At 54.8% G+C, this 17,465-nt stretch carries 13 protein-coding genes; 5 read left to right on the forward strand and 8 right to left on the reverse strand.

All coding sequences use genetic code 11. The features are described 5' to 3' along the window. Positions 1-684: 684 nt before the first annotated feature. On the forward strand, positions 685-3,390 hold the full coding sequence (topA, locus tag KO216_RS09480; RefSeq protein ID WP_215523952.1) for a type I DNA topoisomerase: 2,706 nt from the start codon (positions 685-687) through the stop codon (positions 3,388-3,390). Between the two features lie 39 nt (positions 3,391-3,429). Here the strand turns inward: topA and KO216_RS09485 are convergent, their stop codons facing one another. The 4 genes from KO216_RS09485 to KO216_RS09500 all read right to left on the reverse strand — a co-directional run bounded on the left by KO216_RS09485 (position 3,430) and on the right by KO216_RS09500 (position 8,746). Next, positions 3,430-4,842, reverse strand: coding sequence for a variant leucine-rich repeat-containing protein (locus KO216_RS09485; protein WP_215523953.1), 1,413 nt, complete (start codon positions 4,840-4,842; stop codon positions 3,430-3,432). A 175-nt stretch (positions 4,843-5,017) separates the two neighbouring features. Further along, positions 5,018-5,764, reverse strand: coding sequence for an anaerobic ribonucleoside-triphosphate reductase activating protein (locus KO216_RS09490; protein ID WP_251452048.1), 747 nt, complete (start codon positions 5,762-5,764; stop codon positions 5,018-5,020). After that, on the reverse strand, positions 5,757-7,580 hold the full coding sequence (locus tag KO216_RS09495) for a ribonucleoside triphosphate reductase (protein WP_215523954.1): 1,824 nt from the start codon (positions 7,578-7,580) through the stop codon (positions 5,757-5,759). The genes KO216_RS09490 and KO216_RS09495 overlap by 8 nt, the downstream gene beginning before the upstream one ends. A 251-nt stretch (positions 7,581-7,831) precedes the next feature. Beyond that, positions 7,832-8,746, reverse strand: a complete 915-nt coding sequence (locus KO216_RS09500) for a phosphatase PAP2 family protein (RefSeq protein ID WP_215523955.1) — start codon at positions 8,744-8,746, stop codon at positions 7,832-7,834. A 99-nt stretch (positions 8,747-8,845) separates the two neighbouring features. Between KO216_RS09500 and KO216_RS09505 the strand changes: the two genes are divergently transcribed. Continuing rightward, complete coding sequence (locus KO216_RS09505) at positions 8,846-11,314, forward strand: DEAD/DEAH box helicase (protein WP_215523956.1); 2,469 nt, start codon at positions 8,846-8,848, stop codon at positions 11,312-11,314. A 4-nt stretch (positions 11,315-11,318) separates the two neighbouring features. Here the strand turns inward: KO216_RS09505 and KO216_RS09510 are convergent, their stop codons facing one another. Genes KO216_RS09510 through KO216_RS09520 form a run of 3 tightly spaced genes read right to left on the reverse strand, consistent with a single transcriptional unit; the run spans position 11,319 to position 12,308 of the window. Continuing rightward, positions 11,319-11,699: an Rv3654c family TadE-like protein gene (locus KO216_RS09510; RefSeq protein ID WP_215523957.1), complete on the reverse strand. Its 381-nt coding sequence runs from the start codon at positions 11,697-11,699 to the stop codon at positions 11,319-11,321. After that, positions 11,696-12,094, reverse strand: a complete 399-nt coding sequence (locus KO216_RS09515; protein ID WP_215523958.1) for a hypothetical protein — start codon at positions 12,092-12,094, stop codon at positions 11,696-11,698. Before KO216_RS09515 ends, KO216_RS09510 begins: the two co-directional genes overlap by 4 nt. A gap of 1 nt (position 12,095) precedes the next feature. Beyond that, positions 12,096-12,308, reverse strand: coding sequence for a DUF4244 domain-containing protein (locus tag KO216_RS09520; protein ID WP_215523959.1), 213 nt, complete (start codon positions 12,306-12,308; stop codon positions 12,096-12,098). Positions 12,309-12,457: 149 nt separating this feature from the next. On the opposite strand from KO216_RS09520, the gene hemL reads away from it, so the two are divergent. From hemL to KO216_RS09535, 3 genes are all read left to right on the forward strand, one after another. Then, positions 12,458-13,876, forward strand: coding sequence for a glutamate-1-semialdehyde 2,1-aminomutase (hemL, locus tag KO216_RS09525; protein WP_215523960.1), 1,419 nt, complete (start codon positions 12,458-12,460; stop codon positions 13,874-13,876). A gap of 153 nt (positions 13,877-14,029) precedes the next feature. Next, complete coding sequence (locus KO216_RS09530) at positions 14,030-15,580, forward strand: hypothetical protein (protein WP_215523961.1); 1,551 nt, start codon at positions 14,030-14,032, stop codon at positions 15,578-15,580. Further along, positions 15,581-16,288 carry a hypothetical protein gene (locus tag KO216_RS09535; RefSeq protein WP_215523962.1) on the forward strand — a complete coding sequence of 236 codons (708 nt, stop codon included), beginning with the start codon at positions 15,581-15,583 and terminating at the stop codon, positions 16,286-16,288. A 40-nt stretch (positions 16,289-16,328) separates the two neighbouring features. Here KO216_RS09535 and hisC read toward each other — a convergent pair whose 3' ends face one another. Continuing rightward, entirely contained in the window at positions 16,329-17,384 is a 1,056-nt protein-coding gene (gene hisC, locus KO216_RS09540) for a histidinol-phosphate transaminase (protein WP_215523963.1), read from the reverse strand. Positions 17,385-17,465 lie beyond the last annotated feature (81 nt).

The raw sequence follows: 17,465 nt of genomic DNA on the forward strand, positions 1-17,465 counted from the left end.
GTTCCTTGCGTTTTCCTCTTAGTGGAAACCAAATCCTTCGATTTCCGTGAACGTTGCGATCCTTCGCTTCGTTCATTAACTATTATCCTCCAAAACGAACACGATTTAAAGCGAAAATGTTGGAAAATGAAAGTTTTACACCTGGTAGGGAGAATTTACGAATACTTACCAACCATAAAGTAGCTTTGACCAGCTATATTAGAATGTTTTCAGATTTTTAGAGCGATAGCAGCAGTCTGGGAATAAAATGTGTTTTGCATCACTGGTAATTTTGACCATGTGAATGATTTAATGTATTGTTTCATCTACAAATAGTAACTACCAGCTAGAATAAGTGGAAAGTGGTAGTGTTTCTCATAAAAAATTTAAAAAATGAAAATCTAGGAAGCAACGCCGCTTTTTAGCTGAGTTTTCACTCACCGAGCCTGAGTTTTCACTCATGCCAAGAATCCAACAGAGAAATGCCGCAAACATTTAACTATCCTCATTTTCAAATGATTTTTATGAAAACATACCCATCTGTGAGTCATCGTCACACTAAAGCCAACCAGCAACTCCCCCGGGGTTAAACTGTTCGTGCCTGGAAAATAACTGGAACTTGAAATCCGATTTGGCTACTCCAGAACTTTCCGGGATATATATAAGGTATAAAGGTCAATCGTTAACCCACGAGAAGAGGCAGTTTTGAGCGCTAAGAAACTGGTAATAGTGGAATCTCCAGCCAAAGCCCGCACGATTAGCGGATACCTGGGCGTTGACTACCAGGTAGAGGCGTCCGTGGGACATATCCGCGACCTGCCCCAACCTTCCGCACTGCCCGAGAAACTAAAACAGTCGGGTTACAAAAAGTTCGCAGTCAACGTAGATGATGGCTTCCAGCCCTACTACGTGGTTAACCCGGATAAGAAAAAAACTGTAGCGGGACTGCGTAAAGACCTTGCCCAGGCCGAAGAACTCTACCTCGCCACTGATGAAGACCGCGAGGGCGAGGCAATCGCGTGGCACCTTTTGGAAGTGTTAAAACCCAAGGTTCCGGTCAAGCGGATGGTGTTTCATGAAATCACTAAAGAAGCGATTGACCGCGCCCTAGAAAATACCCGAGATATTGACACTGACCTGGTGCAAGCCCAGGAAACCCGGCGGATTCTAGATCGCCTCTACGGATATGAGGTGTCCCCGATTCTGTGGCGCAAAGTTGCTCGTCACCTGTCTGCCGGACGGGTACAGTCGGTGGCCACCCGCCTGGTGGTGCAGCGCGAACGGGAACGGATCGCGTTCGTGCCTGCCAAATACTTTGACCTAAACGCCACCTTTAGCGCCGATGAGCAGGAATTCGAGGCGCGCGCCCTAGAAATGGATGGGGTTCGTTTCGCTGTGGGACGCGACTTTGATGATCGCGGACAGTTAAAACGCAAAGCCACAGTTATGGATCAGGCGCTGTGGGAAAAACTGGCGCAGGCGTTGACCGAAAAGCCCAGCTGCCAGGTAACTTCCGTAGAATCCAAGCCCTATACCCGCCGCCCCGCTCCCCCCTTTACTACCTCTACCCTGCAGCAAGAGGCCGGGCGGAAACTGCGAATGTCTTCGCGGCAAACCATGGCGATAGCCCAATACCTGTATGAAAACGGCTACATCACCTATATGCGAACCGACTCCACCGCGCTGTCTAGTCAGGCGATTTCGGCGGCGCGTCGCCAGGCAAAGGGCCTGTATGGCGCGGATGCTATTCCCGAAAAGCCCCGCTTTTACGCCAAGAAAGCGAAAGGCGCACAAGAGGCACACGAAGCTATCCGCCCTGCGGGAGATAACTTCCGCACCCCCTCCCAGGTGAAAGGGGCTCTCAGCGATCAGCAGGCGGCGCTTTACGAACTGATTTGGAAACGCACCCTGGCCTCACAGATGAATGATGCGCGCGGAACTACCGATACCGTGCGGGTGAGCGCCCAACTGGTTTTGGAAGGCGAGACGCGCGAGGTGGTGTTCACTGCCTCCGGGACGGTGATTACCTTCCGGGGTTTTTTGGCTGCCTATGAAGAAGGCAAAGATAAATCCCGCTACGCCAGCGCCGATAGTTCTAAGGCACTGCCAAAACTTAGCGAAGGACAAAAACTGGCGATCACCAGTGTAGATAGGGAAAAAGCAGAGCACGTAACCAGCCCGCCCCCGCGTTATACCGAGGCCTCCTTGGTGAAAACACTAGAAGAAAAGGGAGTAGGGCGTCCCTCCACCTATGCCTCCACTATTGGGGTGATTATTGAACGCGGCTATGTGCGCCGCGCCGGGCAAGCCCTAGTGCCTTCGTGGCAGGCATTTTCGGTGGTCAGACTGCTAGAAGAAAATCTGGCTTCCCTGGTGGACTACGACTTTACCGCCACTATGGAGGGCGACCTCGACCAGATTGCTGCCGGTGAGCGCGACGGGAAAGAACTTCTTACCCACTTTTATTTTGGAGGCGGCGAGGGCGATGCTTTCTGGGCACGCGGCCTGAAAGAAACCGTGGAAGGTCTGGGCGAGATTGACGCCCGCGCCCTAAACTCTATCGAGGTGCAACCGGGAGTAAACGTGCGGGTAGGGCGCTATGGGCCTTATCTGGAGGATGCCGAAGGCAAGCGAGCCTCAGTTCCCGAAGATTTAGCGCCTGATGAATTAGATGCCGAAAAAGTAAAAGAATTGTTCACCATTTCGGCCGATACCGGGCGGGAGCTGGGCAAAGATCCAGATAACGGGAACACGATTTTAGTAAAGAACGGGCGCTATGGGCCTTACTTTACTGAGGTACTGCCCGAGGACGCGCCCAAGGGTACTAAACCTCGCACGGCCTCCCTGTTTAAGACTATGTCTCCCGAGTCCGTTGACTTGAGCGATGCCTTGAAACTGCTTTCGCTGCCGCGAGTAGTGGGCAAGGATCCGGAAAGCGGAACCGAGATCACCGCGCAAAATGGGCGCTATGGACCTTATTTAAAGAAGGGGTCGGATTCGCGCTCCCTAGAAACGGAAGACCAGATTTTTTCCATTACTTTGGAGCAGGCGTTAGAAATTTACTCCCAGCCGAAGACCCGGCGGGGACGTACCGCGAAGCCGCCCTTAAAAGAACTGGGAACCGATCCGGCCTCCGGCAAGCCGGTGGTGATTAAAGATGGGCGCTTCGGCCCCTATATTACCGATGGCACCACCAACGTGACTGTGCCGCGCTCTAGCACCGTGGAAGAGATAGATGCTGATCAGGCCTATACTTTGCTGGCGGAAAAACGGGCGAAAGGACCGGCTAAGAAACGCGGAACTCGCAAAACCACCAAGAAAACTACCGCGAAGAAAACTACCAAGAAGCGCGCCAGCACTAAGAAAACTACCGCTAAAGCCGCAAAGAAGACTGCGGCGAAAAGTAGCTAGGCGCCAGTGGGGCGCCGCCAGCCAGTCGTTGAGAGGGTTTTAGTAAGTGGTGCGCTCCGCCTTGCGCATAGTGAACCCGTGACCAGTCTTAGAGTTCCAGCAGTCTACCCCGGTATATTGCTCCACTCCACAGGCGTAATCGCCGTTGTAGTAGACGGAGCCGTAGCTAGCCGGTGTTTGGGGATCGGTTCCATTACCAGGATCGCAATGTTGGTTTACTCCGCTATCAGTCAGCTCAATTGCCCATATATCATCGCAACCCTGTTCCCACTGCCGCTGACCAATCTGGCAATATACTGAATCGCCATGCATTAGGCAGCCAATATTTTTGCTAGGCGTATAGAATCCGTGATCTTCATAAATCGCATCTGCGGGGATCGGCTTGCCGGTTTCCACGGCGGTCTCGGTAGCGGTGGTAGTGCTTTGTGCCGTCGTGGCAACGTTAGTGCTGGTGTCACTACCGCTGGCACCTGCCTTACCTCCACGCGAAGAAACAATCCAGGTGACTACCACAGTAAATGAAATCAAAGCTATCACTAGCAGCACAGTTAGAATAATAATTCCCCAGCTGCGTTTGGGTTTTTGGGGATGGGGGGCGCTGACTGCCGCTGGGTTCGCATAGTAGACAGGATAGGGCGAATATGCCGGATAATTAGCGGGCGGAGGTATAACCGGTTGCTGCTGGGGCATCGGATAGGTGGGCGCCTCTGGTTGCGTTGGCAGCGAAACTGTCTCTGCCAAGTGAGTGGCGCCCTCATCCAGAGAGGGAATCGCTGCTTGTAGGTCTTCCACAGGAATACTTCCCAGGCGAGTGGCATCCTCGTCACCTGCTACCTCACCGCCTTGTCCGTCGGGAACTTCCTGAACTTCGCTTCTATCCTGGCTTTCAACAGAGGTTTCCGCTAGTTTTTCTACCTCCGCATCCTTAGGCTCGGTTCCGTTTTCTGCGCCTTCCGCGCTCACTTCCGCCTCAGAACTTATCTCTTCGGTAACCGGAATGTCCTCTGCGAGGCTTTCGGGTTTTTCTTGCCCGGCGTCCTCGGCGGGGAGTGGGAGGTCTTCCTCATCTTTGGGAGCGAACAGACTATGCGAAGAAGAGGATTCGGTTTCCGGAGCCGCTTCTTCGGGTTCTTCCTGGCTTTCCGAAGCTAACTGTGGCATTTGCGGCGCCGAAAAATCCCCCGATCCGTTTGGTTCTGCCGACCCTGATGCTGCTTGCGCCAGCGCGGCCTGTCCTATAAGCCCGCCCCTGCGCGCGGCCACCACGGCTTTTACCCGGTCATCTCCCACGTTTTCCAGCAAATCAAGCAGGTCTGGATAGGCATTCGAGTTGGCAGCTACCTCGGCAAACACCTCGGGATGCTGAGCTGCGATTTCAAATAGCTGATTCGCGTCTGTTTCAGAGGCTAGTGCTCGCTCACGCAGCTCTTGCAAATCGTCATTTTCGGTCATGGTTCGCCTTTTGCTAAAGAAAATACTGCCCTCATTCTAGCGGGCAAGACGCAGCGGTGGTTAAGAGTTCTAAAATAACCCCGGCTAAAAATACTACTCTCAAAAATTTCTGCAAGCTTCAGCGAGGGCGCGGGACGCCAAAACTGGCAGCGCCTCAAACTGGCGGCTAGCGCCCTTAGGCAGGCCGGAAAGAAAAGTTTTCAAACCCTAACTCGCCGATTTCCTGAGCCCAGGTTTTTACTTGGCTATCCCAACCTTTGGCTTGTGCCTGAAACTCCGCGGAAGTACCCAGTTCGCGCGCCTGCTGCAGGGCAAAGTTTTTTACGCCTCGCGCCGCTAAATCCTGCGCCAACTCCACTACTTTTCCGGGGTGAGATGGGTAAACAGTTAATCGCACCTCGTAGGCGATGCCGCTGGCCAACACGGCATCTAAGCAGGCGAAAGCCTTATCTGCGCCGGCTACCCCGGTGACTTGCCGGTAGTCGGCGGGCAAGGCTTTAATATCTAGCCCCACCCAATCGAGTAAGCCGGCCGCTAACATTTCTTGCAGGCGCGAAGGGTAGGCTCCGGCCGCGTGCAACCCCACCTGGAAACCCTGAGCCTTCACCCAACGAGCCGCCGGGATTACCGCTGCTTGTGCCAGGGCTTCCCCGCCGGAGAACACCACTCCGTCAAGCAGTCCTTTTCGGCGTCCCAGTAACTCCTCTAACTCGGCAAACGGTACCGCGCCGGGGACTTTAAAATCTAAGATTTCAAAGTTTTGGCAGTAGGCACAGCGCCAAGGACACCCCTGGCAAAACACACTCGCCACGATCTTCCCCGGCCAGTCCACCGTGGAAAACGGGACTAGACCAGCAATGTTAAGCTGCCTTGCCTGCCCCAGCAGGCTCGGCTCACCGTTAGTTGCCGAAAAATCAGACACCGGCTAACTCTTGCGAGAAAGTAGTGCGCTCGGCATACTCGCTCTGCTTGCCGGTATTGAAGGAGGTAACCGGACGGAAGTATCCCATCACCCGCGTCCACACTTCACAGGGCTGCTCGTGGTTGCCTTCTTGGGCGCACTTGGGGCAATCGAAATGTTCGCCCGACAAGTACCCATGTACTGGGCAGATCGAGAAGGTGGGAGTAATCGTAATATAGGGCAGCTTGAAGTTCGCGAGCGCCCGGTGTACCAGGGTCTTGCAGGATTCCGCGGAGTTCATCGCCTCCCCCATATAGAGGTGCAACACAGTTCCACCAGTATATTTACCTTGCAGTTCCACCTGTTCTTCTAGCGCTTGGAAAGCGTCCTGGGTGTAGCCTACCGGCAGCTGCGAAGAGTTGGTGTAGTAGGGCGCATCCGCGGTTCCCGCCTGAATAATGCCGGGGAAGCGTTTAGCGTCCTCTTTCGCAAAGCGATAAGTGGTGCCTTCGGCAGGGGTGGCCTCCAAGTTATAGAGGTGCCCGGTTTCTTCCTGCAGCTGCACCATCCGTTCCCGGATGTGATCTAGCAGGTCAGCACACATTTTGTGCCCGTCCTCGCCGGTAATATCTTGGGCATCATCGGTGAAGTTACGCACCATCTCGTTCATTCCGTTTACCCCAATAGTGGAGAAATGGTTATCGAGAGTGCCCAGGTAACGGCGGGTATAGGGGAAAAGCCCGGAATCCATATGCCAGGAAATAACTTCCCGTTTCTTCTCTAGGGACTGGCTGGCCAGGTCGATCAGGTGATCCAACTGTTTGGTTAGCCCGTCCAGATCGCCTTTATAGAGGTAGCCGAGGCGCGCCATATTGATGGTCACTACCCCCAGGGAGCCGGTTTGTTCCGCCGAACCAAACAGCCCGTTGCCTCGTTTTAGCAGTTCGCGCAGATCTAGCTGCAAGCGGCAGCACATGGAGCGAATCATATGGGGATCCAGATCGGAGTTCAGGAAGTTCTGGAAGTAGGGCAGACCGTATTTGGCGGTCATCGCAAATAGGCGCTCGGTGTTGGGGGAATCCCAATCGAAGTCGGGAGTGATGTTGTAGGTGGGGATGGGGAAGGTAAACACCCGTCCATCAGCATCCCCGGCGGTCATCACTTCGATGAACGCCCGGTTAATCATCTCCATTTCTTCGTGCAGATCCCCGTAGGTGAAGTCCATCAGTTCATCCCCAATCAGGGGGTGTTCATCTACTAGGTCATCCGGGCAAGTCCAGTCGAAAGTCAGGTTAGTGAAGGGGCACTGGCTGCCCCAGCGGCTGGGCACATTCAGGTTGTAAATAAGTTCCTGCATGCACTGGTGAACCTGCTCGTAGTCCAGGTTGTCTTTGCGAATAAACGGCGCCATATAGGTGTCGAAACTAGAGAACGCTTGGGCGCCGGCCCACTCGTTCTGTAAAGTTCCCAGGAAGTTCACGATTTGCCCGCAGGCAGAGGAAAAATGGCGAGGCGGATTGGAAGCAATCGCGCCAGTAACTCCGTTAAAACCTTCCTGCAATAGTTGCTTTAGGGACCAGCCGGCGCAATAACCTGCGAACATATCCAAGTCGTGAATGTGGTAGTCGCCGTCGCGGTGTGCCTGCCCGATTTCGGGAGTGTAAATCTCGTTCAGCCAATAGTTGGCAATCAGTTTGCCCGAAGAGTTAAGGATCATGCCCCCCAGCGAATACCCCTGGTTCGCGTTGGCGTTTACCCGCCAATCGGCTTTCGATAGATACTCATTTACGGTCTGACCCGGATCAACCAAGTGCTTCGTCTTCGTTTGGGGTGCCATTTTCTTCCTCTTTCGCTTCCTTCAAATTCTTCTTTTAATGTCTACGGGTTTGTAGCCAACGCTATCGACTATAGGTAAAACTGGCCGCAAAGCCTAATAGACACACCAGATATAGTAGGTTTCCCAAATCTGAACCACTAGATATTGTGTTTTTCTGATTTTTCTCATATTTGCTGGCGAGGACGAAAATGGTTACTTTACTTGCCAGCGTGCACTTGTTTGAACTGCGCAAATACTTTGGGTCTTAAGTCCTAAGGGGTAGGAGGGGAAGATTTTCGAGGACGCATCCCGGCGCGGGCAACCTCAAAAATAAAAATCCAGCAGGCGCCCCCTAAGGCAAGGACGGTTCCGGTCGCCAGCGAAAGGGCGAGGGGGTGACGAGATTTAGCGAGGTGGCTGAGATCCATAGTGGCCGTCCCGACCGTGAAATAGTTGCCTCCTCGCGCTAACTGGTAGTAGCAGTAGGCAACCAGCACTACCCCTACCAGCGCCATGATCGCCGCCAGAAAAGTGAAGATGCGCCCTCGTCGCAAAGCTCGCCGTCCGCGCTCTCCGCCCAGCTCTAAGGGAGAAAGCAGTAGGGCGAACACCGAAACTACGCAGATGGCGGCAAATACATCAGAAGGACGATGCCAGCGCGCCACAATCACCGCTAAGGCCACCATCCACAGCACCAATGCCGAAAGATAGGTGGCCACTTCCCGCCAGCGATCGGCGGCTACCATCACCAGCGCAACCGCCGCTGCCCCTGCCGTAGTGGTGTGACCGGAGGGGAAAGAGTTGGTCATATAGTAGGTGATTCCCAGCGCGGGACGGACAAGCACCAAATGCTTTAACACCTGGGTGGTGACGGTGGCCGCCAGCACCATCACCAGCATTCGAGCGCCGAGGGCGAAACGCCGGCGCACCAACGCCACGATTACTGCCGCCGCGATTAGGGGCACCAAAATAAATAGGTACCATTCTCGCAGCAGCACTTGATCCCAGGGCGCAAAGGAATGGTTGAGGTCAGACAGAGCGAACATGGCAAGAGTATCGGTTGCTTGTCCGGCGCGGGTGCGCACAAAAAGCAGGTAGCAGGCCACCAGCAGTAACGCGGCGAGGAGGGCAGCCGAAAAACGGCGCACGTAACCGGCGGTTAGACTACTTCTCACCCCGCTGCTCATGCTTTAACCTTATTTTGTCACCCCTTTGGTTTCCACAACCACTGGGTATTTTGGCGCGAGTGTTAGCAATAACTATTTTCGCTGGGAAAGGAGCAGCTGGTGAGGTTGCAGAATCTGCTGGCAAGTTTGCGTGCCTTCGGCACCGATCAGTTGCTTTACGAAAAAGTGCTTCCGGCGCGCCGCGCTAGTTTTGCCCCTTGGCCCGATTGGGTGGGAGAAGAATTACGGGCAGGACTTAGCGCCGGCGGTATAGACCGGCTATGGGAACATCAAGCTAGCTGCGCCAATGCTCTTTATAGAGGCCAGGATGTGATTCTTACTTCCGGAACCGGTTCCGGGAAATCTTTGGCTGCTTGGCTGAGTTTTCTTGCCCGGCGGGCTCAGGAAAAAGGTGCTGATACTTACCTGGAAGGAGCGCGACCCACTGTCCTGTATCTGGCCCCCACCAAGGCTCTGGCTCGCGACCAGGCGGCGGCTTTGCACCGTTGGTCTGGACTCGCCGGACTTGATTTGCAGGTTGCGCCGGTAGATGGCGATAGCCCCGGGGAGGTTAAGAAGTGGGCGCGGGCGGGTGCTGACATCGTGCTGACCAACCCAGATTTTTTGCATTTTGCTATTTTGCGCGGTCACGAACTTTGGCGACCGTTTCTGCGCGGTCTTTCGCTGGTAGTTATTGATGAGGCGCACTATTACCGGGGGGTCTTGGGAGCTAATGTGGCCTTGGTTTTGCGCCGTCTGCGCCGGCTTGCCGACCACTATCATGCCCAGCCGGTCTTTGCCCTACTTTCTGCCACTACTGCTAATCCCGCAGCTCACGCCGCTAATCTTTTGGGACAAGGGCGAAACCTTAAAGTTATCGACCAAGACACTTCCGGGAGCGGGGCGCATACAGTATTGATCTGGCGCCCGCCGGTAATCGATGCCAGCGATCCCGCCAGTTGGGATAGCCAAAATCTGGGGGAAGAAAGCGACCCCTTATTAGGGCAGGCAAAAGATTTCGCGGTAACAAATCCCCAGCTGAGCGGGGGTGATGACACCGATAACCCCGAAGGTAAACATGATGAGGGATCGCGCTATCCCGCCATTTGGGAGGGCGGTCGCCTGCTGGCACAGCTAGTAAATAACGGCGGGCGCCTGCTGACCTTTGCGCCCTCTCGGCAAGGGGTGGAAACTATCGCCCAGGTCGCCCGGGATCAGCTAAGTACCCGCAATCCCGCGTTAATGTCTCGGGTGGCCGCCTATCGTGGTGGTTACCTGCCAGAGGAACGCCGCCAGTTAGAAAAAGACTTGCGAGAGGGCATCTTGCAAGGTCTTTCGGCAACTTCCGCCCTAGAACTGGGAATCGATATTTCCGGGCTGGACGCCACCATTACCTGTTCGTGGCCGGGAACTCGCGCCAGTTTCTGGCAGCAAGTAGGTCGCTCCGGGCGCGCGGGGCAAGACGGAATCGGTATCTTAGTGGTTTCCGATAATCCTTTAGATGATTTCCTGGCGAACCATCCAGAAGAGATTTTTCGCCCGGTGGAAGCAATAGTTTTCGATACCGAAAACCCGTTTGTATTGGCTCCCCAACTGCTGTGTGCTGCCGCCGAACTTCCCTTGAACAGTGAAGATGTTTCTTTATTTGGGGAAGAGAGCGCCCAGATCATGTCGGAACTTCACCAACAGGGTTTGCTGGTAGAAAGACCGGCGGGACTTTGTTTCGATATCACCAAACCTTTTTCACCCTGGGAAGCGGTGAAAATTAGGGGCGATCTAGGTCAGGTACAGATTATTGAAGCCGAAAGTGCGCAGGTAGTGGGGACTGTTGATAGTTCTCGCGCCGATAGCGTGCTGCACCCGGATGCTATTTATGTGCATCAAGGCCGCGTCTGGCAGGTTTCGGCTCGAGATGAGGACACCGCCCAGGTAGTTCCGGGCCCCAAAATGCTACGCACCCGCCCAAACACTGACACCAGTATTTCAATTTTGTCTGAGGAAGCACCCCCGGTTACCCCTTTGCAGGGAGTCAGTTGGCATTACGGCAGGATCGAAGTGCAAACCACGGTTACTTCTTTTGATTTATTGCGTCTGCCCGGTCATGTTTATCAAGCTACTTTCCAGTTGGATTGCCCCACCCGCACTCTGCAAACTACCGGCACCTGGTTCACGCTAGATGAATCGATAGTTAAGCACTTACAGCTAAACGAAGAACAGCTGCTGGGAGGGGGCTTGCACGCAGCCGAACATGCCCTGATCGGACTGCTTCCCCTGGTAGCCACCTGCGACCGCTGGGATCTGGGAGGACTATCTTTGACTCAGCATCTACAAACCGGGCTACCCACGGTGTTCATCTATGACGGAACCGCCGGCGGAGCTGGTTTTTCGCGGCATGGTTTCCGCGAGTTGCCCACCTGGCTGGATTTAACCTACCGGCAAGTGAATGAGTGCCCCTGTAAAGAGGGTTGCCCCCGCTGCATTCACTCCCCCAAATGCGGGAATGGAAACGAAATGCTTTCAAAATCCGCGGGACGCGATCTTTTGGAATTTTTGTTGGACACCTTTAAGGGCAGAAAAACTACTGGTTAGAACCCTAACGCTCACTGAGGCTGGGGCCGGCTCGCGAATGCGCCTTTGCCCACCAATTAGCGGGCCCTTTCACGTTGACCTCCACTCTCACGTCAGAAACATGCAAGCTACAGGCAGCTAAAGAAACCTGGTTTTCGCGAGCCACTTGCTCAGCTACGGCACACGGAGTGCCTTGCCCCCCGTAAAAGTAGGTTTGGGCAGCGGCTAAAGCCGCGAAATCGGCTCCAGTTTGCGCCCGTGCCTTCGCGGCTAAAACCCCACCTAACAGTGCGACCCCCACCGCTAGCGCCGCCAATAGGCAGATGAATCCCACCGCCCAAATCGTGGCTGAGCCTTCCTCGGCCTCGGCGAATCCTGGTTTTCTGAATCCCCGCCAAAGATTCACCGCTCTATCCCCATCATTAGCTCTGTTTCTTTGAGGGCGCTGGCGCGGCAGGTAACCGCCGGCAATACTGGTCCCGCCAGTTTTTTAGTGGCGGTGGCTTTAACCCACTGCCCGCTGCGGTCTACCTTCACCGCGATTGCTCCCCTGCCTTGCCAAGGCGCACCAATACTTGCCCCGCGCGCTGCTACCCGTGCCACGTCACAGACTTGCACTTTCGCTGCTCCGGCCGCGCCGGCACCCAAACCCAAAGCTGCCACCGCCACGAGAGCGGGCAGGGTTAGGGCGGTCTCGACGGTGGCGTAGCCCCCCTGACTTTCCCGCCGCATTTGCCACAGTCGACGCAGCCACTGCCAAAACTGCGCCGACTGCGGATGTTCCCCGAATATTTTTTTCACTTTAAATCGAGAGCGCCTGTTGAATAATTGCAGTTAAAGCGCTTTTTATCCCCCCTCCCTTAATGACTGCCATCAATAAACCGGCAAATGCGGCCGCCGCTAAAGTTCCGATCGCATATTCGGCGGTAGTCATTCCGTCCTCCTCGGTTTTTAGCCGCGTAATCGCCTGCCGAGTCTGTGCCCAAACCAGTGCGCGCAACGCCAAATTTTTCATCCCTTCCCCTTTCCTGACCCCCAGACCCACTTCAGCCTGCGGTGATACCAGCATTCCGCGCGAGATCCCACTCCGGCAATGTCCGCATAAATCCCTGTGTAAAGACCGCGATTATCACCTCCTGGGGACTTGTAGGCGATAATGGGCGCATGAGTGAGCAAGTAACCCAATCTGATAAAGAACTATTCGCCCAGGCAAGAAAAGCGATTCCCGGAGGAGTTAACTCTCCGGTGCGCGCCTATGGATCCGTGGGCGGAACTCCCCACTTTATTAAAGAGGCTTTCGGCGCCTATGTACGCGATGAAGAAGACAACACTTTCGTGGATTTGGTTTGTTCCTGGGGACCGGCACTACTGGGACATTCCTGCCCCCAGGTGGTGCGCGCAGTTCAAGAAACCGCCATCAAAGGCCTGTCTTTTGGTGCCCCTACAGTGAGTGAAACTAAACTGGCGCAGGCGATTACCGCCCGGATGCCTTCTTGCGAACAGGTGCGCATGGTTTCTACCGGCACCGAAGCCACTATGACCGCGATTCGCTTGGCGCGGGGAGTAACCGGACGTGACCTAATCATCAAGTTTGCCGGCTGCTATCACGGTCACTCCGATGGACTGTTAGCCGCCGCTGGTTCCGGAGTCGCCACCCAGGGGCTGCCTGGTTCCGCGGGGGTAACCGCCGCGGTGGCCGCGGAAACCATCGTGCTCCCCTATAACGACTTTGACGCCCTCACCGAAACCTTCGAGCGCAAAGGGGAACAAATCGCGGCAGTCATTTGCGAATCCTGCCCCGCCAATATGGGAGTCGTACCCCCACTGCCCGGTTTTAACCAGCACATTCGCGCGCTCACCAGTAAGTATGGGGCGTTGATGATTACCGACGAAGTGCTGACCGGTTTCCGGGTAGGACCCTCGGGATATTGGGGGCTGCAAAATGACTATTGGATCGACCTGCCCGCAAAGCTCCCGGATTTTTCCAGCGAGGACGAGCAGGCCAGCTGGCAGGCCAGCCAGCTAGAAAAAATGGAGTTCGTTCCCGACATCTTCACTTTCGGGAAAGTAATCGGAGGAGGCATGCCGCTGGCCGCTCTGGGCGGATCCCGAGAAATTATGGAGCAGCTTTCTCCCCTGGGTCCGGTTTACCAAGCCGGAACCCTTTCGGGTAATCCCTTAGCTACTGCTGCTGGTCTGAAAACTTTGGAGCTGGCCGATCACACGGTCTATGCCCGCACTACTGCGGTTGCTGACGCCCTAATCGGAGCTATCGAGCACGAGGCCGAGGAAGCGGAGGTACCTCTGAAAGTTAACCGGGCAGGCAGTTTATTCTCGGTCTTCTTTGGGGAAGGCCCCGCAGAAAACGGGGTAACCAATTTCGAACAGGCAAACGCGCAAGAAACCTTCCGTTACCGGGCGTTCTTCCATGCGATGGAGGAACAAAATATCGCCCTACCGCCCTCCGGATTTGAGGCCTGGTTTGTGTCTTCCGCTCACGATGACCGGGCAGTAGGACGGATCTTGGAGGCGCTCCCCTCTGCGATGCGCGCCGCCGCCGAGGCTGAGGCTGATGATAGTTAAGTTAAAATTGTTTATTTATCGATTCTAATTGATAACTCATTACCCCAGGGTTTTGAGTTAAATAATAAAAAACTCGATTAAAACTCTATCGTTAAACTTTAATGTTGTGATACACTATTAAGCGTATTAGTAGGTTGGGTAGGGAAGTTCCGATTGACTATGGGCATTCTGCGCAAGATCAGCAGTTTTGCTGCCACTGCTTTAGTGGCAGCAGCGCCGCTGTGCATTGGCTTCTGCGCTGCTCCTTTCGCCGTTGCCGCTCCTTCCGACACACCAACCACCAGCACTTCCACTACCAACCCAGCTGGTCAGTCGCAAAATCTCAATGACTGGTCAAAAGCTAATTGCCCTGGTGGAGCCGAGTTTGTTAATGACGCTAATCAAAATACCCCGATTTATTTGGGGTACGCGAACGGGAACACCTATCTGGGCTATACCGACGCAAAAATGAACAGCAATGCGGGAACGGGGAAGAACTTTATTGATCCCCGATCCGATGCAAAGTACCAGGAAAAGTTCGGTACCTGCGTGCGGGTAGCTGCTGATCACAGTGGGCAGGCCATTGCACACGTCTTTTACGGAACCTTATTCAAGGCAGATGAATCTGCCCTCGCTGCCTCCGGTTTTAGCAAGGAAACTGAGACCGTTTTCCAGGTGACCAAAGTAAAATCATGGGAACCGGGAACAACGGTAGAATCACGGGCTACCGAGTCTAGTGACAACTACCAAGAAATGCCCTACTCCGTTTCCAATGGGCAATCCGATAGCGGTTTCAATAATCTTTTAACTGCTGATGAGACCTCGATTGACCTGCGCTTTAGCCAGTCTGGTTTTTACACCATCTACCTAAAAGCCATCACTACCGACCCCAACAACCCCGATAAGTCCTACCAGGCCGAAATGGCCTACACCCTTATCGTCGGTAAAGAAGCCTCAGTTCCCAAAGATCTCCAAGATGTTGTCGATGGGAAAGACCCGGGAGGATCAGACAATCCCCCCACTCCCAATCCGGGAGAAACTACTCCTGGTACCCCTACACCGGGACCTGGGGACGAGGGCGGAGGAACCCAACCGGGAACTGACCCCACTCCCAATCCCGGGGACATTACTCCTGATACTCCCACGCCAGGTCATAGCGATAATGGGGGGAACACCCAACCCGGAACCATTCCCACCCCAAAGCCAGAGGTAAGTCCTGACCCACGGACGCCAAATCATGGAACCGCTAACGGAAATACTCAGCCTGGAACTAATCCCGACCGCAAACCCGCAGTAGGATCTACTACTTCCGGGCATAACCCGGGACAAGCTTCCTCTTCCCGCCTACAAGCAAATTCGCGGCTTGTCGGCACTAACTCTGCCCGGCTCGGCGGCTCCCTAACCCGCACGCAGCTACCCCGGCCGCTGGCAGGTGCCTTCCCCACCCTTCCTGACTCGGCCAGCTCTGCAGATGCCGGGAACTCAGCGGGGAATAACGCCCACTCTGCGACGCCTAATCCGGACTCCGCCACTGCAAACGGTTCCGACTCCGGTTCCCAGGCCGATAACGAAAATTCCTTGAAGTTCCAGGCAGCTAATACTTCCACTAAACAAGCCGCCCAACAGTGGATTCGTTCCTCCTCCCTAGCGGTATTTTCGGTAGGTCTGGCAGTTGCCGGTCTTACCGGTATCGGTTTACTTGCCTACTCGCGGCTACACCCGTAGATGAAAAAACCTTGGCGCGCCCGTTTGCGCGACTACCGTTTAAAACGGGAAAAAGATCAACCTCTTGATGAAGCCATCTATATGTCAGTGGTTACTGGCCGTCTCGAACCTCTGCTGCGCGCCCTCGCGATCTATCCGGTTTATAGCAGCGGGCAAGTCATACATACCGATGATTCCCAGTTTTTAGTCGCCTACTCTACCCGCCTGCGAGCAGACAATACCTCCCCTGTGACCCCGGCGCTCTTAACTGAACATTTGGATGCCACCAGCGCAGAACCTGCCCCTTTGGGAGCAATCCTGAATCCGGGTGGAAAGTTCGAAATTACCCTGGAGGCGCATAATCTTCCACGCCTACGCGCCCTGGTTTCCAATCTTCCTTGCGAGGACGCACTTACCCCGATTGCCTCAGAATCCCTGGAAGTAACCCCGCCTACGGAAGAACATAAGCAGCTGCTAACCCCGCTAACGCAGGAGTTTGGGGTGCCTGCCGGGCAAAGCCTGCGCGTCCTGACTGCCGAGTTTCACGGTTTTAAACCGGGGTCGTGGCCGGTAGTTTTTTTGATTGATACTGCCGGAGTACCTCAGGAGATTCCCGCCGGCCTGGGCGAGCAGCTTAACCGCGATTTTCCCCAGGTGATAGTGGTAGATCCGGCGATTGCTGATTGGCGGCGCGACCTATTTTGGCACTACCGGGAGTTGCTGGTCTAAAAGCCTGTCAGCTGTCTGCCTGACGCCAGGCAAAAGCGAGTTACCTAGGTTTTATTTCCCTAATCGCGGCCAAGAACTGATCATTTTCTGCGCGGCTACCGATAGTTACCCGCACGCCCTCGGGAAAACCGCGGGTTTGTACCCCCTGCGAGAGCGCTGCCTCCTGGATTTGCGCGCCTACCTGCCCGCCGAACCAAATAAAGTTGCCACCCGCTTCGGGAATATTCCAACCATCGTGGCGCAGCACAGCTAATACTCGCTCTCGCTCCTCACAGACCTCAGCTACCTGCTGGCGAAGGGCTTCCTCTGCCTCCAATGCCGCCAACGCACAGGCTTCAGATACTGCTGATAGCCCAAAGGGAGTTGCTACTTTGCGGATCGCTGCCGCCACCTGGGGGCTAGTTAAACCGTAACCGCAGCGCAGCCCGGCCAAAGCGTAGGCTTTAGAAAAAGTGCGCAGCACCAAAAGGTTAGGAAAATCCGCGAGCAAAGCCGCTCCATCGACATGCCCGGCAGACGTATCGAACTCAAAATAGGCTTCATCCAAGACTGCCAAGACTGTTTGGGGCAAAGCCCTTAAAAATTCGCGAACCTGCATCGCCGAGAGGGAAGGGCCGGTGGGGTTATTGGGACTGCAGAGAATAACCGCCGCGGTTTCTTCATCTACCGCCCCCATGATTGCGTTCAAATCGTGACCACCCTGGCTATTTAGCGGAATCTGCCGGGAGGAGGCACCGGTAATCCCCACCAATATCGGGTAGGCCTCGAAGGAACGCCAAGGGTAGACCACGTTATTGCCTGCCTGCGCCACCGCGGTCAGCGCATTGGCGAGTACCTGAATCGATCCCGGCCCCACTACCACCTGGTTTTGATCCAACCCAAAGCGGGCAGCCAGTTTTTCCACCAGGGCACTACCAATTGCACTCGGATAGCGGTTAGCGGTGGCTAATGCCCGCTCACCTGCCTCAATAACCGTTGAAGCGGGTGGGAAAGGTAGCTCGTTACTGGAGAGTTTAACTACTTTTCCGGCGTCCCCTTTGCCTGCAACATAAGCGGGAAGCCCGGCGAGTGCCTGGCGAAATCTAACCTTAGTCATAAGCTAAGTTTGCTCCTTTAAGCCATTTGCTGCCCGTTTGTTTCAAAATGGCGTGGCTGGCAAGTACGTACACCGGCTGCG

It is taken from the genome of Varibaculum prostatecancerukia, assembly GCF_943169825.2.
GTDB classification, from domain to species: domain Bacteria; phylum Actinomycetota; class Actinomycetes; order Actinomycetales; family Actinomycetaceae; genus Varibaculum; species Varibaculum prostatecancerukia.